The organism is Achromobacter sp. GbtcB20 (assembly GCF_019091095.1).
Classification (GTDB): domain Bacteria; phylum Pseudomonadota; class Gammaproteobacteria; order Burkholderiales; family Burkholderiaceae_B; genus Achromobacter; species Achromobacter mucicolens.
In genome coordinates this window covers 197,679-219,212 of the sequence record NZ_JAGXJZ010000007.1, presented here as the reverse complement: position 1 = coordinate 219,212, position 21,534 = coordinate 197,679, and the positions used below count along the sequence as shown (strand labels likewise).

Annotated in this window: 20 protein-coding genes and 1 tRNA gene; 16 read left to right on the top strand and 5 right to left on the bottom strand. The window is 61.5% G+C overall.

The annotated features are described in order from the left end of the window. Positions 1–78 precede the first annotated feature (78 nt). The 6 genes from KVT32_RS12455 to KVT32_RS12430 all read left to right on the top strand — a co-directional run bounded on the left by KVT32_RS12455 (position 79) and on the right by KVT32_RS12430 (position 5,503). Positions 79–1,239, top strand: coding sequence for a hypothetical protein (locus tag KVT32_RS12455; protein WP_217618291.1), 1,161 nt, complete (start codon positions 79–81; stop codon positions 1,237–1,239). Continuing rightward, on the top strand, positions 1,239–2,228 hold the full coding sequence (locus KVT32_RS12450) for a hypothetical protein (RefSeq protein WP_152382709.1): 990 nt from the start codon (positions 1,239–1,241) through the stop codon (positions 2,226–2,228). The genes KVT32_RS12455 and KVT32_RS12450 overlap by 1 nt, the downstream gene beginning before the upstream one ends. A 33-nt stretch (positions 2,229–2,261) precedes the next feature. Continuing rightward, positions 2,262–3,341, top strand: a complete 1,080-nt coding sequence (locus KVT32_RS12445; RefSeq protein ID WP_217618290.1) for a hypothetical protein — start codon at positions 2,262–2,264, stop codon at positions 3,339–3,341. Next, positions 3,226–4,485 (top strand): hypothetical protein, encoded by a 1,260-nt coding sequence (locus KVT32_RS12440; protein WP_217618289.1) that lies wholly within the window; start codon positions 3,226–3,228, stop codon positions 4,483–4,485. Before KVT32_RS12445 ends, KVT32_RS12440 begins: the two co-directional genes overlap by 116 nt. A gap of 80 nt (positions 4,486–4,565) precedes the next feature. After that, the gene (locus tag KVT32_RS12435) at positions 4,566–4,964 is read left to right on the top strand and encodes a hypothetical protein (protein ID WP_217618288.1); all 399 of its coding nucleotides are present in this window, start codon (positions 4,566–4,568) and stop codon (positions 4,962–4,964) included. After that, on the top strand, positions 4,952–5,503 hold the full coding sequence (locus KVT32_RS12430; RefSeq protein WP_217618287.1) for a hypothetical protein: 552 nt from the start codon (positions 4,952–4,954) through the stop codon (positions 5,501–5,503). Before KVT32_RS12435 ends, KVT32_RS12430 begins: the two co-directional genes overlap by 13 nt. A 25-nt stretch (positions 5,504–5,528) precedes the next feature. On the opposite strand, the gene KVT32_RS12425 is transcribed toward KVT32_RS12430, so the two are convergent. Further along, positions 5,529–6,350 (bottom strand): IclR family transcriptional regulator, encoded by an 822-nt coding sequence (locus tag KVT32_RS12425; protein WP_128829335.1) that lies wholly within the window; start codon positions 6,348–6,350, stop codon positions 5,529–5,531. A 358-nt stretch (positions 6,351–6,708) separates the two neighbouring features. Here KVT32_RS12425 and KVT32_RS12420 point away from each other — a divergent pair, with 358 nt between their 5' ends. The 6 genes from KVT32_RS12420 to KVT32_RS12395 all read left to right on the top strand — a co-directional run bounded on the left by KVT32_RS12420 (position 6,709) and on the right by KVT32_RS12395 (position 11,786). Continuing rightward, entirely contained in the window at positions 6,709–7,716 is a 1,008-nt protein-coding gene (locus KVT32_RS12420; protein ID WP_175156151.1) for a 2-dehydro-3-deoxygalactonokinase, read from the top strand. A gap of 9 nt (positions 7,717–7,725) precedes the next feature. After that, positions 7,726–8,379 (top strand): 2-dehydro-3-deoxy-6-phosphogalactonate aldolase, encoded by a 654-nt coding sequence (locus KVT32_RS12415; protein WP_062839854.1) that lies wholly within the window; start codon positions 7,726–7,728, stop codon positions 8,377–8,379. After that, positions 8,376–9,524 carry a galactonate dehydratase gene (gene dgoD / locus KVT32_RS12410; protein WP_056324857.1) on the top strand — a complete coding sequence of 383 codons (1,149 nt, stop codon included), beginning with the start codon at positions 8,376–8,378 and terminating at the stop codon, positions 9,522–9,524. The genes KVT32_RS12415 and dgoD overlap by 4 nt, the downstream gene beginning before the upstream one ends. Before the next feature lie 26 nt (positions 9,525–9,550). Further along, the gene (locus KVT32_RS12405; RefSeq protein ID WP_056324855.1) at positions 9,551–10,861 is read left to right on the top strand and encodes an MFS transporter; all 1,311 of its coding nucleotides are present in this window, start codon (positions 9,551–9,553) and stop codon (positions 10,859–10,861) included. 296 nt (positions 10,862–11,157) lie between these two features. Further along, positions 11,158–11,481: a type II toxin-antitoxin system RelE/ParE family toxin gene (locus KVT32_RS12400; protein ID WP_180097601.1), complete on the top strand. Its 324-nt coding sequence runs from the start codon at positions 11,158–11,160 to the stop codon at positions 11,479–11,481. Continuing rightward, a complete protein-coding gene (locus KVT32_RS12395) occupies positions 11,478–11,786 on the top strand; it encodes a DNA-binding protein (RefSeq protein ID WP_082586349.1) in 309 nt (102 codons plus the stop codon). Before KVT32_RS12400 ends, KVT32_RS12395 begins: the two co-directional genes overlap by 4 nt. A 22-nt stretch (positions 11,787–11,808) precedes the next feature. On the opposite strand, the gene KVT32_RS12390 is transcribed toward KVT32_RS12395, so the two are convergent. The 4 genes from KVT32_RS12390 to htpG all read right to left on the bottom strand — a co-directional run bounded on the left by KVT32_RS12390 (position 11,809) and on the right by htpG (position 16,853). Further along, the gene (locus KVT32_RS12390; RefSeq protein ID WP_142052837.1) at positions 11,809–13,008 is read right to left on the bottom strand and encodes an MFS transporter; all 1,200 of its coding nucleotides are present in this window, start codon (positions 13,006–13,008) and stop codon (positions 11,809–11,811) included. Between the two features lie 193 nt (positions 13,009–13,201). Then, on the bottom strand, positions 13,202–14,467 hold the full coding sequence (locus tag KVT32_RS12385) for a type II toxin-antitoxin system HipA family toxin (RefSeq protein ID WP_217618286.1): 1,266 nt from the start codon (positions 14,465–14,467) through the stop codon (positions 13,202–13,204). Next, entirely contained in the window at positions 14,464–14,715 is a 252-nt protein-coding gene (locus KVT32_RS12380; protein ID WP_056324848.1) for a helix-turn-helix domain-containing protein, read from the bottom strand. Before KVT32_RS12380 ends, KVT32_RS12385 begins: the two co-directional genes overlap by 4 nt. 239 nt (positions 14,716–14,954) lie before the next feature. Beyond that, the gene (gene htpG, locus KVT32_RS12375; RefSeq protein ID WP_217618285.1) at positions 14,955–16,853 is read right to left on the bottom strand and encodes a molecular chaperone HtpG; all 1,899 of its coding nucleotides are present in this window, start codon (positions 16,851–16,853) and stop codon (positions 14,955–14,957) included. Positions 16,854–17,061: 208 nt separating this feature from the next. Between htpG and KVT32_RS12370 the strand changes: the two genes are divergently transcribed. The 4 genes from KVT32_RS12370 (at position 17,062) to KVT32_RS12355 (ending at position 21,524) form a co-directional block, all read left to right on the top strand. Then, positions 17,062–18,453 carry a uracil-xanthine permease family protein gene (locus tag KVT32_RS12370; RefSeq protein ID WP_217618284.1) on the top strand — a complete coding sequence of 464 codons (1,392 nt, stop codon included), beginning with the start codon at positions 17,062–17,064 and terminating at the stop codon, positions 18,451–18,453. A 156-nt stretch (positions 18,454–18,609) separates the two neighbouring features. Next, a tRNA-Leu gene (locus KVT32_RS12365) sits at positions 18,610–18,694 on the top strand. A gap of 290 nt (positions 18,695–18,984) precedes the next feature. After that, a complete protein-coding gene (locus tag KVT32_RS12360; RefSeq protein WP_217618283.1) occupies positions 18,985–19,305 on the top strand; it encodes a nucleotide pyrophosphohydrolase in 321 nt (106 codons plus the stop codon). Further along, a complete protein-coding gene (locus tag KVT32_RS12355; RefSeq protein WP_217618282.1) occupies positions 19,302–21,524 on the top strand; it encodes a DNA/RNA helicase domain-containing protein in 2,223 nt (740 codons plus the stop codon). The genes KVT32_RS12360 and KVT32_RS12355 overlap by 4 nt, the downstream gene beginning before the upstream one ends. Positions 21,525–21,534 lie beyond the last annotated feature (10 nt).

Genomic DNA, 21,534 nt, shown 5'->3' with positions numbered 1-21,534 from the left:
AGTGGATTTATCCATTGGACACCTCCTTCAAGTATTGTCTACTTTTACGAGTGTCCGGAAAACCCGGGTTAGCTCAGTTTGACGCCGTTTCGACGCACCAAGCTCAATGCGGTCATAAGTGAATCGATGCCGTTCTTTGAGGCCCATGCGGCGAGCGCCAAGGAGACGGAACGAATTGAACACGTCCGAGGTTTGGAGCGGCGGATTTCCCTCTGGCACGGTCTGAAGCTGGGCGCAAGCACGCTTGGCATGTGGGGCAGCGCGGTCAACCTTTCAACCGCTATCAAGAGGCTTGGCCAGCACGACGGAGATGTCATCGCCAGGCTTCTGGATGTAGGTAATAACGCCGCGGGCACTGTCGCCAGCGGCTATGGTTTCCAGAGCGCAATGCAGTATGTCGCCATGCAAAGAGCCGTGATCCGAGCGAAGGGACTAGGCACAAGTGTCTCAAACGTCGCAACAACCCTGGCAGAGCGTCGGATGATCGGCGCATTGAGCGTGTCTGCTCTGGCGGGCGCACTTAAGGCGGGTGGCGATCAACTTGATGCCCGGGGCAAGGTTCGCACATACATAATCATTGACAGCCTTATGCAGTTTAGCGAAGCGGCAGTCGCCGCCGCTTATTTGTTTGGCCGAAAATGGGGCGAAATGTTTGGGATTGCGGCCCTCACTAAATTCTCATCCAGCCCACCCGGTCCCGTTGGGGTTGGACTGGTCGCCTTCGACGTCCTGCGGACACTGTGGGCAAGCTACGTCGAAGGGCAGAAATCCGAGCAAAAGGTTTGCGACTGGCTAGAACATTGCCTATGGGGCAATCATCCGCAGTGGGACTCAGCAAGCAAGGAACGCCTGGAGTTCACGCGCCTTCACCAGGAACCCCGCATTGAGTCAGACATGCTGTTCAACGAGAAACTCGGCAAAGCCACCATCCCGGTCATCGGACCGGTGCTGGTCACTCTCATGCCTGTCCGCACCGTAACAGTCCTCCTCCCCGGTTGGCTCCCGCAGGCCAGCGCCTATGCGCTTACTCAATACAAGAACTTCAGCAGCCAAGGCAAGGAGCAAGGCTATGGGGATCCGAACAAAGAACGAGAATTCGGCGACCCAAGCAAGGTCAAGCTGGTCGACGGCGTGGGGTATCTCACTGTAGAGACGGCAACTCTCATCGGAGATACCGTGCTGACCTACTGGCCGAATGCCTTCAGTGATCCAGAAGTTTCCTTCACGGTAAAAAACTGATGGTCAGCACGAGAAAAGCGACGCCCAGCTTCCAGGAGGGCATTGAGATCTGGAAGAACCGGAGCGATACAGCGCCGATGGAGCCTGTCGATCTGGCAATGTGGCCGGGCGATGCGGAATTCAAGGACGACATTAGTGAGGGAACTTTGTTCAACGAGCGGTTCATTGAAAGCCGACTCGGTCGGGACGAGCTCCTTGATGACACTTATATGCTGTCGATGCTGCACACTTTTTGCTTTGTGACAGTGACAGCTTATGTCATCACAAACGCGGCGCTTTGGTACTTGTTCATACCGTATCTGTTGTTCAGTTCGCCATTCTTTCTGTCTTTCGGAGCCCTCACGCGAACGGGCGGCCGCGTGCGGTTTAACCGTCAAGCGCAGCTGGTGCAGACGATGGATGGGAAGGGAAACGTGGTGGCAGTACCCTGGCGTGATGTACAACCGTTTTTCCGACTGAAGGTGCCCGCCCGCGTCGAACTTCGATTAGGCTTTCCTCCCCCGCCGGATAACAAGGCAAAGGTCTACGAGCAAGACGGCGTCTTGTGGCTTGGCGGCGGCTTTGATGCCGTCGATGAGGTGCATACGCTATGTACCGCGCTGCGATTCGAGTTCATACGCCGGTACATGGAAGAAGGTCTTCATGCAATCCAGCCGACCGCCGATCTCCCTGCGTATAAAAAACCCTCGGGTCTGCCGCGAGACCCGTTTTTCTACTGGGTCGGACTTGGTCCCTTGATCGACCGGTGGGCGGCCCACCATGCAGCCAAATTCAGATGGCCCGACGAAGTCGAGAGGCTCTGCGCCGAAGGGGCGGACCTGTCTGCCTACGACACCACACCTGTCGCCTCCAACAGGAACATCTTCTATCGCTATGACCGCCGCGGCGGCGGGCTTTACTTGTGCGATCGCGATGGTGTCCGGCTGTCGTCGTTGTCCGGCGCAGACACGCCTGATTCCGATCAGCGCACACTCACAAATTCCCAGTAGCGCCTAAGCCGAGAATTCCACCTCGCCAGCCACATGCCGCTGGCGCTTGGCACGAAATACCGTCCGGACCTAACGACCCTGCGCCTTCAGAGGTCCGAACATTTTCTTCAAGGTTACGAACTGATGGGCCGTAAAAGCAATTCTTTGCTCAGTTTTGAGGAAGGCATCAATCTATGGAAGAAGCGTGGCGACACCGCGGAGATGGAGCCCGTAAATTTGGCCATGTGGCCAGGCGATGGCCAATTCGGAAACGATATTAGCGATAGCGCTTTATTCAACGAGCGGTTCATAGAAAGCCAGCTTCGTCAGGACGAGCTCCTCGATGACACGTATATGGTGTCGATGTGGCACACCTTTTGTTTCGTGTCGGTGGCAGCTTATATCATCACCAATGCCTCGCTATGGTATCTGGTCTTCCCGTACCTGTTGTTCAGTTCGTTTTTCTTTTTGTCGATGGCCGCATTGACTCGCCCGGGCGGCCGAATCCGGTTTAATCGCCAAGCGCAATTGGTGCAGACGGTCGATGGGAGCGGCAATGTGGTCTCCGTACCTTGGCGCGATGTGCAACCCTTTTTATGGCTGAGAATGCACGCCCGTGTCGGCCTCCGATTGGGATTCCCCCCACCTCCAGACAACAAGGCCAATATCTACGAGCAAGACGGCGTCTTGTGGCTTGACGGGCGCTTTGATGCCCTCGATGACATGCGTGTTCCATCCGCAGCGCTTCGCTTCGAATTCATCCGCCGATACATGGAAGAAGGTCTCGACGCGATTCAGCCTAACGGTGATCTGCCTGCGTACAAGAAGCCCTCGGGCATGCCGCGAGATCCGTTCTTCTATTGGGTGGGATTCGGCCCTTTGATCGACCGGTGGGCGGCCCACCATGCAGCCAAATTCAGATGGCCCGACGAAGTGGAGAGGCTCTGCGCCGAAGGGGCGGACCTATCTGCCTACGACACCACACCTGTCGCCTCCAACAAGAACATCTTCTATCGCTATGACCGCCGCGCCGGCGGGCTTTACTTATGCGATCGCGATGGTGTCCGGCTGCCGCCGTTGTCCGGCGCAGACACGCCGGATTCCGATCAGCGCACTTTCACAAACTCCCAGTAGCGCCCAAGCCGAGAATTTCAACCTCACCAGCCACAAGCCGCTGGCGCTTGGCACGAAATACCGACTGGATCTATCGGCAATGCGCCTTCGGCGAACCAGACATCCTCTACAAGGTTACGAACTGATGGGCCGTAAAAGCAATTCTTCGCTCAGCTTTGAGGAAGGCATCAATCTCTGGAAAAAGCGGGGCGACACCGCGGAGATGGAGCCCGTAAGTTTGGCAATGTGGCCAGGCGACGCCAAATTCGGAAACGATATTCGTGATAGCGCTTTGTTCAACGAGCGGTTCATAGAAAGCCAGCTTAGTCAGGACAAGCTCCTCGACGACACATACATGGTGTCGATGTGGCACACCTTCTGTCTCGTGACGGTGGCAGCTAGCGTCATCACGAATGTGGAACGTTGGCCTCTGGTCTTCCCGTACCTCTTGTTCAGTTCGTTTTTCTTTTTGTCGATGGCCGCTTTGACTCGCCCAGGCGGCCGCATCCGGTTTAATCGCCAAGCGCAGTTGGTGCAGACGGTAGATGGGAGCGGCAATGTGGTCTCCGTACCTTGGCGCGCTGTACAACCTTTTTTCTGGCTAAGAATGCACGCCCGTGTCGGCCTCCGATTGGGATTCCCCCCACCTCCCGACAACAAGGCCAAAATCTACGAGCAAGACGGCGTCTTGTGGCTTGACGGGCGCTTTGATGCCCTCGATGACATGCGTGTTCCATCCGCAGCGCTTCGCTTCGAATTCATCCGCCGGTACATGGAAGAAGGTCTCGATGCGATTCAGCCGACCGCGGATCTGCCTGCGTACAAGAAGCCCTCGGGCATGCCGCGAGATCCGTTCTTTTATTGGGTGGGATTCGGCCCGTTGATCGACCGGTGGGCAGCTCGCCACGCCGCGAAATTCCAATGGCCCGACGAAGTGGAGCGGCTCTGCGCCGAAGGGGCGGACCTGTCTGCTTACGACACCACGCCTGTTGCCTCCAATAAGCACTTCTTCTATCGCTATGACCGTCTGGCTGGCGGCTTTTACCTGTGCGATTGCAACGGTGCTCGGGTGCCTCCTTTAGCCCAACTCCTATCAGCCCCCCATCATCAATTTCCCATGGCTCTTGAGCCGAAAATTCCGACTTCGGCGGGCAATTGCCGCTAGCGCGTGCCAGGAAATACCGTCCGGATCTATCGAATCTGCGCCTTCAGCGCCCCGGACATTATCTACAAGGTTACGAACTGATGGACCGTAAAAGCAATTCCTCGCTCAGTTTCGAGGAAGGCATCGAACTTTGGAAGAAGCGTGGCGACAACGCGGAAATGGAGCCCGTAAGTTTGGCAATGTGGCCAGGCGACGCCAGATTCGGAAACGACATTGGCGATTCAACTTTATTCAATGAGCGATACAACGAAAGCCGTCTGGGCCAGGAAGAGCTTCTCGACAACACTTATCTGTTCTCCATGCTCCACACGCTCTACTGCGTGGTCGGGGCGGCGAGCTTTATTACTGAGCCGTCAAATTGGTTCTTTGCACTGCTTTATCCGGTGTTCAACGCGTTTTCCTTTTGTCACTCGGCGCCTTGGCCCGATCGCCACAGCGCATCCGGTACAACAGGCAAGCTCAGGTCGTGCAAACCATAGATGGGAAGAGCAACGTCGTTACGGTGCCATGGCATAGTGTTCGCGCTTTCTTGCGGTTCAAACCACCAGGCCGGGCCAAGCTGGACCTCGGATTTCCTGTCCCCCCCAACAACAAGGCCAAGGTTTACGAGCAAAGGGGCGTCTTGTGGCTTAACGGGGGTTTTGACGCCGTCGATGACTCGCACGTTCTATTTGCGGCACGTCGCTTCGAATTCATCCGCCGATACATGAAAGAAGGGCTCGAGGCGATTCAGCCGACCGCGGATCTGCCTGCGTACAAGAAGCCCTCGCGCATGCCGCGAGATCCGTTTTTTTATTGGGTGGGATTCGGCCCGTTGATCGATCGGTGGGCAGCTCACCACGCAGCCAGATTTCGATGGCCCGACGAAGTGGAACGACTTTGTGCCGAAGGGGCAGACCTCTCTGCCAACGACACTACTCCCGTCGCGTCCAACAAGCACATCTTCTACCGCTATGATCGGCTCGCCGGCGGTTTTTACCTGTGTGATCAAGATGGTCTGCGGCTTCGTCCAAGATAGAACCTTCCCGCAAGCCGATCCCCCCTCACCCCCGCTCCACCTTCCACCCCATCTCCGCCGAAATCCCCGCCGCCGCGCCCTGCACTACCGGCACCATCTCGCGCATGCGCTCCAGCGACATATAAGGCACGGTGCTCGACACGCTGATCGCGGCCACGATGCCGCTGGACGCATCGCGCACCGGCGCCGCCACGCAGCGGATCGAGGGCTCGTTGTCTTCCAGGTCGAACGCGTAACCTTGCGACGCGTAGTCGCGCATGCGGTCGCGGAACGCCTCCCATCCCTGCTGCCCGCCCGGCGCGCGGGATGAAACGGGCGCGCCCACGCGATGCAGCGATTTCCATTGCGATTCGTCGGCGTCCAGCAGCAGCGCCTTGCCGACGCCGGTTGCGGCAAGCGGCATGCGGTGACCCACCCGCGAACGCATTTCCAATCCCTTCTTGCCCGGGATTTTTTCCAGATACAGCACGTCGTTGTTGTCGCGCACCGCCAGGTGGATCGTGTCGCCGGTCAGTTCGGCCAGGCTGTCCAGATAAGGACGTGCCAGCGTCGCCAGCGGAAAAGCCTCGCGCGCCTGGAATCCCAGCTCGATCAGCTTGGGGCCCAGCACGTAGCCCACGCCCGGCAACGCGCGCAGGTAGCGCTCTTGCACCAGACAACTTGCCAGCCGGTGCGTGGTGCTGCGCGCCACGCCGATGCGCGCGCAGATCTCCTTCAGGTCGCGTGCGCCATCGGCGACGGCTTGCACCACGGCAAGACCGCGCATCAGCGTCTGCGTGCCGGCGGGCGCGGCGGCGTCGGGGTCCAGCGGGGCGGATGGCTCGGGGGGCAGAGTGGTGGCGGTCATGTTGCGAAGAGGGCGTTGCGGCGCGGCGGGACAGATCGGCAAGCATACCCGGCGCCGCGGCACGGATATGTGAGCAAAGCGGGAATCCACGGCGCTTCGCGGGGCGAACAAGTCATGTCGACTACCCGTCCAAGGCCGCTTCAAAATCATTTCAAATTCCCTGTATGTGGGATTTAATTCTATATTTTGAGATTTTTCAAGCGCTGGTCTAGAATTTTTGCCATTCGTGCGCTGCGCGTCTCCCGCGCGCGCACGGCAGATTTCAGACAACAAGGTCCGCGCCCCCTCGCCCGGTCCCGCGCCCTATAACGGCGCTGCGACGGCGCCCGATGCGCGGCCAGAGACGAGACAGACTCTGATGAATACCGGATCGCCCGCCCGTGCGGCTCTTATCGCGCTGGATTGGGGAACCTCTTCGCTGCGCGCCTACCGCCTGGATGCCACGGGCCGCACGCTCGATACGCGCCATCTGCCCTGGGGCATCATGCGCCTGCCGCAACCGCTGCAGGACGGCGCCGCCACCACCACGCTGTCCGGCTTTGAGCTGGCGTTTGAACAGGCTTGCGGCGACTGGCTGCGCGCCGAGCCCGCCCTGCCCGTCATCGCCTGCGGCATGGTCGGCAGCGCGCAAGGCTGGAAGGAAGCCGCCTACCTGGACGTGCCCGTCGACCTGGAACGCATCGGCACACTGCTGACCGTGGTGGACCGCGCGGGCGGCACGCCCGTCCACATCGTGCCCGGCCTCATCCAGCGCCACGGCCTGCCCAACGTGATGCGCGGGGAAGAAACCCAGGTGTTCGGCGTGATGGCGGAAGAAGCCAACGTCAACGCCGACAGCGTGCTCATCGGGCTGCCCGGCACGCACTCCAAATGGGTCAACGCGCGCCGCGGCCGCGTCACCCACTTCGACACATTCATGACCGGCGAGGTCTACGCGGCGCTGCGCGGCCACACCATTCTGGGCCGCACGATGGCTGACGCCGCCACCCCTGACCTGGCTGCCTTCGAGCGCGGCGTCAAGATCGCCGGTGCGCCAGCGGGCCGCGCGGGCGTCATGTCCACCATCTTCAGCACACGCGCGCTGGGCCTGACGGGCGAACTGGCCCCCGAATCGCAGGCGGACTATCTGTCGGGCCTCCTGATCGGCCATGAAGTCGCCGCGCTGGCCGAGATGTTGCGCCAGCAGGGCGAATTGCCGCGCATCGTGCTGTGCGGCGACCCGGCGCTGTGCAAGCGCTACACCCTGGCCATGCAGCACTACGGCCTGGGCGTGCCCGAACAGGCGCAGAACGCGACCGAACGCGGCCTGTGGCACCTGGCCATCTGCGCCGGCCTCGTCATCCCCTCCACCCCGATCCCCGCCTAGGAACCTTCGATGAACCATCCCGGTCTCCAAACCGCCATGGCCCACTGCGGCCTGATCGCCATCCTGCGCGGCATCACGCCCGCCGAAGCCGAGCCCGTCGGGCAGGCGCTGTACGACGCAGGTTTCCGCCTGATCGAAGTGCCGCTCAATTCGCCGGATCCGCTGGACAGCATCCGCGCCATGCGCGCCGCGCTGCCCACCGACTGCCTCATCGGCGCCGGCACCGTTCTCAATCCCGACGACTGCGCACGCATCCAGCAGGCGGGCGGCGAACTCATCGTCATGCCCCACAGCGACCCGGCGGTGATCCGTCAGGCCAAAAAACTGGGCATGGCGTCCTGCCCCGGCGTCGCCACGCCCACCGAAGCCTTCGCGGCGCTGGCCGCCGGCGCCGACGTGCTGAAGATGTTCCCGGCCGAGCAGCTGGGCCCCGCCGTGCTCAAGGCCTGGCGCGCCGTCATGCGCCCGCCGATCGCCCTGGTTCCCGTGGGCGGCATCACGCCCGACAACCTTTCCAGTTACGCCCAGGCGGGCGCCAGCGGCTTCGGCCTGGGCTCCGCCTTGTACAAACCCGGCCTGTCGGCCGAAGCAACCGGCCAGAACGCGCGCGCTTTCGTCGCGGCCTGGCAACGCGCCTATCCTGCCCAGGAGACACAAGCATGAAGATCACCAAGCTCACCACCTACATCGTGCCGCCCCGGTGGTGCTTCCTGAAGATCGAGACGGACGAAGGCATCGTCGGCTGGGGTGAACCCGTCGTCGAAGGCCGCGCGCATTCGGTTGCGGCCGCCGTCGAGGAACTGTCGGACTACCTGATCGGCAAGGATCCCCGCAACATCGAAGACCACTGGACGGTCCTGTACCGCGGCGGCTTCTACCGCGGCGGCGCCATTCACATGAGCGCGCTGGCCGGCATCGACCAGGCGCTGTGGGACATCAAGGGCAAACACCTTGGCGTACCCGTCTCGCAGCTTCTGGGCGGCAACGTGCGCGACCGCATCCGCGTGTACTCATGGATCGGCGGCGACCGTCCCGCCGATACCGCGGCGGCCGCCAAGAGCGCCGTCGAACGCGGCTTCACCGCCGTCAAGATGAACGGCACCGAAGAACTGCAGTACATCGACTCGTTCGACAAGGTCGAGAAGTGCCTGGAGAACGTTGCCGCCGTGCGCGACGCCGTCGGCCCGAACGTGGGCATCGGCGTGGACTTCCACGGCCGCGTCCACAAGCCCATGGCCAAGGTGCTGATGAAGGAACTTGATCCGTTCAAGCTCATGTTCATCGAAGAGCCCGTGCTGAGCGAACACTACGAAGCGCTGAAGGAACTGGCGCCGCTGACGTCCACGCCCATCGCGCTGGGCGAGCGCCTGTTCTCGCGCTGGGACTTCAAGCGCGTGCTGTCCGAAGGCTACGTCGACATCATCCAGCCCGACCCGTCGCACGCCGGCGGCATCACCGAGACCCGCAAGATCGCGGCAATGGCCGAAGCCTACGACGTCGCGCTGGCGCTGCATTGCCCGCTCGGCCCCATCGCGCTGGCCACCTGCCTGCAGATCGACGCCGGCTGCTACAACGCGTTCATCCAGGAACAGAGCCTGGGCATTCACTACAACGCCGCCAACGACCTGCTCGACTACGTCAGCAACCGCGAGGTCTTTGCCTACGAGGACGGCATGGTCGCGATCCCGCAAGGTCCCGGCCTGGGCATCGACGTGAACGAGGAATACGTCAAGGAACGCGCCGCAGTGGGTCATCGCTGGCGCAACCCCATCTGGCGTCACGCCGACGGCAGCTTCGCCGAATGGTAAGCCGATAAAAGAGAGAGGAGACACCATTGTCCACCGCCGCCCACACCGGCCTGCAGAGCGCCCAGCGCCCGACCCGCAGCCGCTACATCATCATGGTGATGCTGTTCATCACCGTCGTCATCAACTACCTGGACCGCAGCAATCTGTCCATCGCCGCACCCGCCCTCAAGGACGAGTTCGGCCTGGACACCTGGCATGAAGGGCTGATCCTGTCCGCCTTCGGCTGGACCTACGCCGCCATGCAGATCCCCGGCGGCTGGCTGGTGGACCGCGTGTCCCCCCGCGTGCTGTACGCCGCCGCGCTGATCCTGTGGTCCGCGGCCACGTTCTTCATGGGCTTTGCCGGCAGCTTCGTCATCCTGTTCGTCCTGCGCCTGGCCGTGGGCGCGCTGGAGGCCCCGGCCTACCCCATCAACAACCGCGTCGTCACCACCTGGTTCCCGGAACGCGAACGCGCCACCGCCATCGGCTTCTACACGTCCGGCCAGTTCGTCGGCTTGGCGTTCCTGACGCCGGTGCTGGCCTGGTTGCAGCACCACTACGGCTGGCACATGGTGTTCGTCAGCACGGGCCTGCTGGGCATCATCTGGGGTGTGCTGTGGTTCATGATCTACCGCGAACCGCGCCAGTTCAAAGGCGCCAACGCGGCCGAGATCGAATTGATCCAGCAAGGCGGCGGCGTCGTCGACCTGGACACGCGCGTGCGCGAAAAGAAGGCCCCGTTCAATTGGAACGACCTGGGGTTGGTCATGAGCAAGCGCAAGCTGTGGGGCGTGTACCTCGGCCAGTTCTGCCTGACCTCCACGCTGTGGTTCTTCCTGACGTGGTTCCCCACGTACCTGGTCAAGTACCGCGGCATGGACTTCATCAAGTCCGGCTTCCTGGCGTCGGTGCCCTTCCTGGCCGCCTTCATCGGCGTGCTGTGCTCGGGCGTCTTATCCGACTTCCTGATCCGCCGCGGCGCAACGGTCGGCATGGCGCGCAAGCTGCCCATCATCCTGGGCCTCTTGATCTCCACGTCCATGATCGGCGCGAACTTCACCGACTCCACGCCCTGGGTCATCTTCTTCCTGGCCGTCGCGTTCTTTGGCAACGGCCTGGCGTCGATCACGTGGTCGCTGGTCTCGACACTGGCGCCTGTGCGCTTGTTGGGCCTGACCGGCGGCGTGTTCAACTTCGTCGGCAACCTGTCGTCGATCTGCACGCCCATCGTCATCGGCTTGCTGGTGTCCAAGGACAGCTTTGCGCCGGCGATCGTGTATGTGTCCTCGCTGGCATTGCTGGGTGCGCTGTCGTATATCTTGCTGGTTGGGAAGGTGGAGCGGATCGAGGCTTGAGGACTTGTCCTGGGTTTGAACCCTGGCTTGGAGTGAAGGGGCGTCCTGCGGGACGCCCTTTTTTCTTGCCGATTCCAATACGTCCGGTTTCGTCCTTCACCCAGATACAAACGACATCGTCCCCTTCCGCGTGCTCGGCCGCCGGCGTGATGAATCCATCACGCACCACCATTGCGCCGCTCCTTTCGTTCGCCGGATCATCCGTTAGCTCGCAGCCCCTTTGCGAGGAGATAAAGGAACACGGAGTCAGCGCCCCATACGGCTTGACTTTAATTCGTCAATAAACGAATATTCGCATGGTCGAAATTGAACATTACCTGGCGCCTGATGGGCATACGAATCCTTATCTCGATTGGCTGAACAGTCTGCGAGATAACCGCATCAAGGTCGCCGTCATACGGCGAGTTGCACGAATTGAACTCGGCAATTTCGGTGACCACCGCTTTTGCCGCGATGGCATCTGGGAACTGCGCATCGACATGGGGCCTGGCTACCGGCTTTACTACACACTGGTGAGACGCCGGGTCGTACTGCTTCTATGTGGCGGCGACAAAAGCACCCAATCGGCGGATCTTGCGTGCGCCGTCCGCTATCGCACAGACTGGGAACAAAGACCATGAAAAGCAGATCACACGACGAGGCGATGGCCGAGCTGTACCGCAATGATCCCGGACTGGCCGCGGACCTGATCAACAGCGTTCTGGAAGATGGGGATCAGGCAGAGCTGCTCATCGCGCTGCGTCAACTTACCCAGGCCTTCGGCGGCGTTCAAACCGTGGCATCCACGGCGCGATTGAACCCCACTCAGCTATATCGCACACTCTCCCCAAGTGGAAATCCCGGTCTTAGTAGCCTCACAGCCATCCTGAAGGCAATGGGATTGCGATTGGCCGTACAACCGTTGGAGCGGCGGCAACTCAACTAGCAGTGTCCGGCCATGGATAACCTCAGCAGCCCTGCATCGCCACTTTACGCCGGCGCACATTCCCGGCGCGCTGCACCAGCACCAGCGCCAGGCCAGCCGTTGCAATCAGCGCACCGGCAATCGGCACCGCCGCGTAGCCCATGCCCGCCGAGATCACCGCGCCCCCGGCCGCCGCGCCCACCGCGTTGCCCAGGTTGAACGCGCCCACGTTCATCGACGAGGCCAGCCCCGGCGCATCCGTCGCGGCGCGCATCACGCCCATCTGCAGCGGCGGCACCACCGCAAAAGTCGCGATGCCGAAGATCAAGAGCGCGATCGCCGCGCCGACCGGCGTCGAGGCCAGCCACGGGAACGCCAACAGGTCCGCAATCACCAGCACCAGAAAGAAAATCAGCGTGCCATCGAGCGAGCGGTCGGCCATGCGCCCCCCCACGCCGTTGCCCAGCGTGAAGCCCAGACCGATCAGCACCAGCATGCCCGTCACGAAAGCCGGCGACGCGCCCGTGATCTCGGCCAGCGTCGGCGCGATGTATGTGTACAGCGTGAACATCGCCCCCGCTCCCAGCACCGTCGTCAGCAGGGCCAGCAACACGGCGGGGCTGCGCAGCACCGCCAGTTCATGACGCACGTTGGGACGACGCCCGGCCTCACCCGCAGGCAGCGCCAGCCACAGCGACAGCATTGCGATCAGGCCCAGCACCGCCGTCGCAAAGAACGACATCCGCCAGCCGATCGTCTGCCCTAGCCACGTCGCGGCCGGCACCCCGCCCACGTTGGCGATGGTCAGCCCCATGAACATCGTCGCGACCGCGCTGGCCTGCTTGTGGCGCGGCACCACGCTGGCGGCCACCAGCGAGCCCAGGCCGAAGAACGCGCCGTGGTTCAGGCTGGTCACCAAGCGGGCCAGCAGCAGCGTCGTGTAGTTGGGCGACAGCGCCGACAGGATGTTGCCGATGGTGAAGATCGCCATCAGCAGGATCAGCGCCTTGCGCCGCGACCAGCGCGAGAACGCCAGCGTCATCAGCGGCGCGCCGATCATGACGCCGATGGCGTAGGCGCTGACCAGCATGCCCGCGCTGGGGATGGACACGTTCACCCCCTCGGCGATGACGGGCAACAGGCCCATGGGAGAGAACTCGGTCACGCCGATGCCAAAGGCACCGACGGCAAGCGCCAACAACGGCGGGCCGGCCTTAACCGGCTGGGTTTCTTGGGGATTCATGCAAGTTCCTTGGGTTCGACGGCGCCGGCAGGACGTTCCTGGGGCGCGCCCGGCCTGAAATGGCCGGCGCATCGGATAGACAGGCGTGCAGTATGACCGTCGGATCCTTGCAGAAAAAGGCGTCTGGCGGGCAAACACTTTTGACTTCAGGTCATTAATCAGCGGATGTCGAACCCGGCACCTGGGCGCGCCGTCAGGGATGCAGTCCCCAGCGCTTTGCGTGCTTGCGCGTGTTGGTCGTGATCCATCGCGTCAGCCGCTCCAGAAGCGTCCGTTCTGTTCCCAACCGTGCTTCGTCCCACAAACGAGCCTTGACCTGGGCCAGCGCGTCCGGCAATGCTCCGAGAAGCGATTGCGCCACGGCAGCAACATAGCGCGGGTTAAATCCCAGATCGCTCGCCATGGCATCGAGTTGTTCCTTGCCTATGGCGCCCGGCTTGTCTTCCCCGCCAATGGCAAATGCAAACCGCGCGCTCAACCCCGGGTAAATTGCCGTGCACATCAAGTCGTAGAACGGCGCAAGGACGTATTTTCCGTCGCCATCCAGAAGCACGGAGAGATTCTTTGCGTGGCTGTCGTTGTTGCCCACCATCAGGTTGAACAGAATCCACTGCAAAAATCGCTTTACGTCCGGACCACCGACACCCGTCGCCGCCAGCAACTTGCGGCAATCCAACAGCGTCGGACCGCCATCCGATTCGTACTTCACGTTCGAAGGCCTGCCCGCCAACTGGCACAGGTCCAGCTGATGCAGTCGCCGTAAACCGCCCAGTCCGTCCGGCATGCGGTCGTAACGCTGAATCAGACACGCGCGCGTTTCCGGTTGATAAACGGCTTGCGCAACGCCCAACCCAAGTGCTGCCGCCAGTTGCTTGACCAGCGTCTCGTTCAGGGCCGATGCCCACACCCCATCCAGTCCGCGGATATCCGGCTTGAGGATGTGAGTGGAGGGGGCCGCACCCTGCGGCAGTGCGGGCGAACCGTCAGGCATGACCGTCAGCAGAAGCTTGTCCTGCGCCCCCGCGAGCGAGATCCGCGTGCCTTCAACGTTCTCGGCCACCAACGCCGGCACGCCCGTTTGCTGCAGACGCGCCGCGATTTCCGGCCAAGTCACGGGTCGATACTGTGCGGGCTGGGGAACTTCCCCCCGCGGCAAAATCGTCAAACCGCTCGCGGTGTCGCCGCCGACGCTGCGCAGCAATCCGAACACCGTCGTCGCATGCCGGCTGGCTTGCAGAAACTTGCGCACGTGGCCTTCGGGCAGCAGGTTCTCGAAGAAGGCGTGGACGGCTTCAGTGGATTGATCACCTTGCACAAGCGGTATCGACGGCGAGATTGGACGGGCGTCCGGGTGCGCGATCCACGCGTCGTCATACGCGAAGCGCAGGGGCTGCTCGTCGAACAGGCGCCCGACCTTCTGGCCATCCCGGTAGAGATCGAGCGCGTCTACGTTGCTCATGGCAGCCTCGCGCGCTTGGGTGCGATCTGCACCTCCAGCCCGAGCAGATCCAGCGCATCCAACACCTTCTGCAACTGCAGCGTCGGCTTGCCTCGCTCCAGGTCCACCACGAAGCGATTGCCGGTCCCGGACAGGCCAGCCAGATCCGCTTGCAGCAACCCCTGGGACCGCCGGACGGCTCTTACCAGTTCGCCCACTTCGGCCGAGGTTTGCACCGTCACGGGAAACGCGTCGACGTTCGAAGCCATCGCCACCTCCATTTTTACCGTTCGGGAATTTTAGCTAGGTTTGAGCGCATTTGGGTCTTGTTTTTCCCGATCGGGAAGTTTTTGCAAAATATTCAAAGAAAAACGCATTGATATTACCGATCGGGAATTTTTCAGCCTGTTTTGCACGCCTCGGCCACAAAAATTACCGATCGGGAAGCAAAGCCCCCTACAAACAAAAAGGGCGTCCTCCCGGACGCCCTTCGTTCACCCCAACGCGCTTATTTCAACAGCAACGCGTTCAAGCGCTTCACGAACGCCGCCGGGTCCGCAATCTGCGCCCCCTCGGCCAGCAGCGCCTGATCCAGCAGCAGACGCGCCCACTGATCGAACTCGCTGTCGTCAGCCGAACGGATACGCGCCAGCAGCGGGTGCTCGGGGTTGATCTCCAGCACCGGCTTCACGTTCGGCGCTTCCTGGCCCGCGGCCTTCAGCATGCGCAACAGGTGCGGGCTGAGTTCGTTCTGGCCCACGACCACGCACGCCGGCGAATCCACCAGGCGCAGCGTCACGCGCACTTCCTTGACCTGGTCTTCCAGCGTCTTTTGCAGGCGCTCGACCAGCGGCTTGAAGTCCTCAGCCACTTCGGCCTGGTGCTTCTTTTCTTCCTCGTCGGCCAGCTCCGCCAGATCGAGGCCGCCCTTGGCCACCGACACCAGCGGCTTGCCGTCGAATTCACGCAGGTACGACAGCATCCACTCGTCAACGCGATCCGACAGCAGCAGGACCTCGATGCCCTTCTTGCGGAAGATTTCCAGATGCGGGCTGTTGCTGGCCGCGGCGAACGTGTCGGCCGTGACGTAATAGATCTTGTCCTGGCCTTCCTTCATGCGCGACACGTAGTCGGCAAACGACACCGTTTGCGCCTGATCGCCCGAGTTCGTCGACGCAAAACGCATCAGCTTGGCAATGCGCTCCAGGTTGGCCGCGTCTTCGCCCGCGCCTTCCTTCAGCACCTGGCCGAACTCCGACCAGAACGTTGCGTAGTCTTCCGGCTTGTTCTCGGCCAGATCTTCCAGCAGCGACAGGATGCGCTTGGCCGAGCCCTCACGGATCGCGCGCACGTCGCGGCTTTCCTGCAGGATTTCGCGCGACACGTTCAGCGGCAGGTCCGCCGAATCGATCACGCCGCGCACAAAGCGCAGGTACGACGGCAGCAGTTGATCGGCATCGTCCATGATGAAGACGCGCTTGACGTACAGCTTCACGCCGTGGCGGCTGTCGCGGTCCCACATGTCCATGGGCGCGTGCTTGGGCACGTACAGCAGCTGCGTGTACTCGCTGCGGCCTTCGACGCGGTTGTGCGTCCAGGCCAGCGGGTCGTCATAGTCGTGCGAAACCGTCTTGTAGAACTCGCGGTACTGCTCTTCCGTCACCTCGGACTTGTTGCGGGCCCACAGCGCATTCGCCTGGTTCACCGTTTCCAGTTCGTCGGTCTTGACCTGCTCGCCCTTCTCTTGATCCCACTCTTCCTTGGCCATGCGGATCGGCAGCGAGATGTGGTCGGAGTAGCGGCGCAGGATCTCGCGCAGCTTCCAGCCGTTCAGCAGCTCGTCCTCGTCGGCGCGCAGGTGCAGCGTCACGTCCGTGCCGCGGCCGGCCTTTTCGGCGGCGGCAATCGTGAACTCGCCCTGGCCGTCCGATTCCCACTGGATCGCTTCCGTCGAACCGGCGCGGCGGCTCACCACCGTCACCTTGTCCGCCACGATGAACGACGAATAAAAGCCCACGCCGAACTGGCCGATGAGCTGCGCATCCTTCTGCTTGTCGCCGGTCAGCTGCGAGAAGAACTCGCGCGTGCCCGAGCGGGCGATCGTGCCCAGGTTGGCCACCGCCTCGTCGCGCGACAGGCCGATGCCGTTGTCAGAAATCGTGATCGTGCGGGCGGCCTTGTCGTAGCTGACCGTGATGGCCAGTTCGCCGTTGCCTTCCAGCAATTCCGGCTGGTCGATGGCCTCGAAGCGCAGCTTGTCGCAGGCGTCCGACGCGTTCGACACCAGCTCGCGCAGGAAGATTTCCTTGTTGCTGTACAGCGAATGGATCATCAGATGAAGCAGCTGCTTCACCTCGGCCTGGAACCCCAGGGTTTCGGACGCGGAATTCGTGGCGGTTTGGCTCATAGTTCTACGTGGCTCGGAAAATAAATTAGGGACAAATATCCGGCGGCTAGGGCGATGCGCCTGCGCTGGCGCCGGGAAACCCTACTGATGTGGGGGCCAATGGGAACTTTTCAAGGCCACGGTGGCGGCCCTGCAACCTGACAACCGGCTGGCCCCGGTAAAATCCCGCACTTTTCTCACCTCCCCCTCCCCGGCCGGCCCTCCCGCCATGCAACCCGCCTCCCTCTCCCAACCCGCCCGCCACGGTGCGCCCGACGACGCCGACGCCCCCCACGACCTGGTCTACGGCCCCGACGACCGCCCCGCGCCGCCCGTCGCCTTCGTCGCCGCCCTGCAGCACCTGCTGGCCATCCTGGTCCCCATCGTCACCCCTGGCCTGCTCATCTGCCAGGCGCTGGGCGTCAGCAGCCGCGACACCACCCTGATCGTTTCCATGTCGCTGGTCATCTCCGGCATCGCAACGTACGTCCAGTGCAAGCGCTTCGGCCCCCTGGGCGCCGGCCTGCTCATCGTGCAGGGCACCAGCTTCAACTTCGTGGGCCCGCTGATCGCCGGCGGCTCGGTCATGGTCAAGCAAGGCACGCCGGTCGAAGCCGTCATGGCCGCCATCTTCGGCGTCGTCATCGCCGGCTCCTTCGTCGAAATGGGCATCAGCCGCATCCTGCCCTTCGTCAAACGCCTCATCACCCCGCTCGTCACCGGCATCGTCGTGCTGCTGATCGGCCTGACCCTCATCAAGGTCGGCCTCATCAGCATGGGCGGCGGCTTCGGCGCCATGGCCAACGGCACCTTCGCCAGCGCCGAGAACCTGACCCTGTCCGGCCTCGTCCTGGGCACCATCATCCTGCTCAACCGCGTCCCGGTCGTCTGGATCCGCAGCACCGCGCTAGTGCTGGCGCTGGCCGTCGGCTACATCGCCGCCGCCTACATGGGCCGCCTGGACTTCACCGGCGCCCGCGAAGCCGCCGTCTTCCAGGTCCCGGTTCCGCTGCACTTCGGCCTGGGTTTCTCGTGGGCCTTATTCGTGCCGATGCTGATCATCTACCTGGTCACCTCCCTGGAAGCCATCGGCGACGTCACCGCCACCAGCAAGGTCTCGAAGCAGCCGGTTGAAGGTCCGCTCTGGATGCAGCGCATCAAGGGCGGCGTCCTGGTCAACGGCGCGAACTCGCTGCTGGCCGGCGTGTTCAACACGTTCCCCAGCTCGGTATTCGCGCAAAACAACGGCGTCATCCAGCTGACCGGCATCGCCAGCCGCCATGTGGGCGTGTGGATTGCCGGCATGCTGATCCTGCTGGGCCTGTTCCCGGTCGTGGCCGGTGTCCTGCAAGCCGTGCCCGAACCCGTCCTGGGCGGCGCCGCCATGGTGATGTTTGGCGCCGTGGCCGCGTCCGGGATCAATATCCTGGCGGGAATCCAGCTGGATCGCCGCGCGCTGCTCATCATCGCCGTGTCTTTGGCGCTGGGATTGGGGGTGTCGCAAGTGCCGGAAATCCTGTCGCACCTGCCGCACTCGGTGAAGAGCGTGCTGGAATCGGGCGTCGCCACCGGCGGGATCTGCGCGCTGGTGATGAACTGGTTCCTGCCTGAGAAGAAGTAAGGATCGATGGGTTGCGTGTCGGGGATATGCTGCCCCCGACCAGCCCCTGAACGGCAGGGCCGCCCGGCCCTCGCCTGACAAGATGCCAAAGACCGCATATAATCGCGGTCTTCGCATCTCCCGCAGCCGTCACCTGGACGCGCTCGCGACCCCCTAGCCCGGGTGGTGAAATTGGTAGACGCAGGGGACTCAAAATCCCCCGCCGCAAGGCGTGCCGGTTCGATTCCGGCCCCGGGCACCATCTTTATAGATCGTCGGTGTTTACAAGCATCGAGTGCGAGTCTTCAACTCCCCTGATATCAGGGAATCGCCCGGTCGATAAACCCGGATGCCGCTTCCGCAATGGCGAAGTGCCGGCGTCCCGGCAAGATTTCCCCCCCCGTGACAACGACGTCGCTGCTCCCCAAAGTCGGACACGCGGAGCCCCCTCGCGACGCATCTCCCCTTCCCCCGCAAAAACTCCAAAAATGCATCTAGGCGCCAAGCGGTCTATCATGCATTCCAACAACATCACATCCGCAAAGACAGGAAATGGAAGAAGTCATTCAACGGCTACGCCAGTTTCGTGATGAGCGAAACTGGCAACAATTCCACAACCCTAAAGACCTGGCCTTGGCACTCAGCGTCGAGGCAAGCGAACTTCTGGAGGTTTTCCTATGGAAACCTCCAGAAGCCGCTGACCGCGAAAGGGTGAAAGAAGAGTTGGCCGATGTTTTGGCTTATGCGCTGCTGCTATCTGATACGTACAACTTCGACATAAGGAAAATCGTTCTGGAGAAGATCGAAAAGAACGAACTTAAGTACCCCGTACAGAAAGCAAAGGGCACCGCGAAAAAATACAACGAGCTATGACCCAGCCGCATCTTGTCGAAGTGAATCATTATCGGTTCTCCGTAGAAGCGCTGACCGAAATCGAGACCAACGCATACGCAGCGAACAACTGGCCGCTTGTTTATATCCTCAGCGATGGATCGACACGTTGCGCCTACGTCGGCGAAACGACAGACACGCTGGCTCGCCTGGGTACGCATCTCAAACACCCTCTGAAGCGATCATTGACGACGGTACACCTCGTCAGCAGTGAACGCTTCAACAAGTCAGCGACTCTCGATATAGAGTCTTCCCTCATAAAGTACATGTCAGCCGATGGCCGCTTCAGCATGTTGAACGGCAACCTGGGGCTGAGCGACCACAACTACTATCAGAGGGACGAACTCTATTCCAGGATATTTCGGGAGACCTGGGACAGGCTGCGTCAGCACGGAATCGCTCAAAGGTCGATCGAGGCCATCGACAACTCCGACGTTTTTAAATACTCGCCGTATAAATCTCTGTCTACTGACCAACAACAAGGCCTGATCGAGATAATGCGCTCGCTGGTTGATCCCCGGCTTAGACATGTCGTGGTCCAGGGAGGCGCAGGAACCGGAAAATCGGTATTGGCGATATTCCTATTCAAGCTCATTCACTCCGACCTTGATGAACTGGATCTGCGCGAATTTTCCGATGAGGAGAAGGAAGTCCGAGACCTGCTGCGGCAAATCAAGCAGTCGATTCCACAGCCGCGCATGGCGCTGGTGGTCCCCATGAGTTCCTTCAGGAGCACACTCAAGAAGGCGTTCCGGAACGTTGCGGGCCTACGTCCCGATATGGTGATCAGTCCTTCCGAGCTGACAAAACGGCGCTATGACATCGTCCTGGTGGACGAGTCACACCGCTTGCGCAAGCGCGTAAACCTGGGAGCCTATTTCGGGAGCTTCGACGCGTCCTGCACCGCGCTTGGAATGGACAAGAATACGTGCAGCGAGGTGGATTGGGTAACGCGCCAGTCAGACAAAGCCGTCTTTTTCTACGACCCAGGCCAGAGCATCAAGCCATCCGATGCCGATGCAGCTGACTTCGTGGAGATCAAATCTTCGCCGAACAGCACGGTCATAACACTGGCGTCCCAGTTCCGGGTACGCGCTGGGCAGCACTATGTGCGGTTCGTTGATGATCTCCTGCACATGCGGCTTCCGGCTGACAAGAAGTTCAGCTCCAGCAAATATGAGTTTCTGGTTTTTGACGAGCTCTCCGACATGGTGAAGGAGATAGGACAAAGAGACGCCAGCTACGGTTTGGCGCGGCTCGTGGCCGGTTTCTCCTGGCCCTGGGTTTCCAGAAAGCCCCCCTACCAACATGACATCGAAATCGGTGACGTGCGGCTGCGGTGGAACAGCACTACCGTGGATTGGATCAACGCGAAAGGCGCCGCGGACGAGGTGGGCTGCATCCATACCATCCAAGGCTATGACCTGAACTACACCGCCGTAATCTTCGGCCACGAAATCCGCTATGACGATGAGCTGGACCAGATCGTCATTGACCCGCGCAACTATCATGACCGGAACGGTAAGCAGACCATTGAAGATCCGAATGAGCTCAAGCAGTACATACTGAACATCTACCGGACCATCATGCTGCGCGGCATACGCGGCACGTTTCTCTACGCATGCGACGATAGCTTGAGGCGCTATCTGAAGCGGCACGTGGACAGCTACAAATCCAACGTCATAGCCTTCCCGCGGCCTGTCGGCGAGTCCTTGGAACCTTACGTCAACGCGGTCCCGCTCTATGACCTGAGAGCGGCGGCTGGCGGTTTCAGCGCGCTCCAACACGTCCAACATGAAAACTGGGTGGCGGTGCCAGGTGACATGCCCGTGGGAACGAATATTTTTGCTTGTCATGTCGTCGGTGAATCAATGAACAAGGTCATCCCCGACGGCGCCATCTGCCTGTTCCGCTTGAACCCCGGCGGCAGCCGGAATGGAAAAATCGTGCTAGTGGAATGTGCCGATACGCAGGACGGCGACGCCGGTTCGCGATACACGGTGAAGGAATATCGGAGCTTCAAGGTGCGAACCGGAGACGGGACTGAGAATCGGCAGATCCTATTGAAACCGCGATCCACCAATCCGGACTTGCTTCCGATCGAACTCAACAGGGAAGACGACGAACATCGCTACCGGGTGGTGGGCGAGTTTTTGGGAGTGATCGGCCAGGCGAATTCGAGCGAGGGAGCCGCCGATTGATGGACAGACT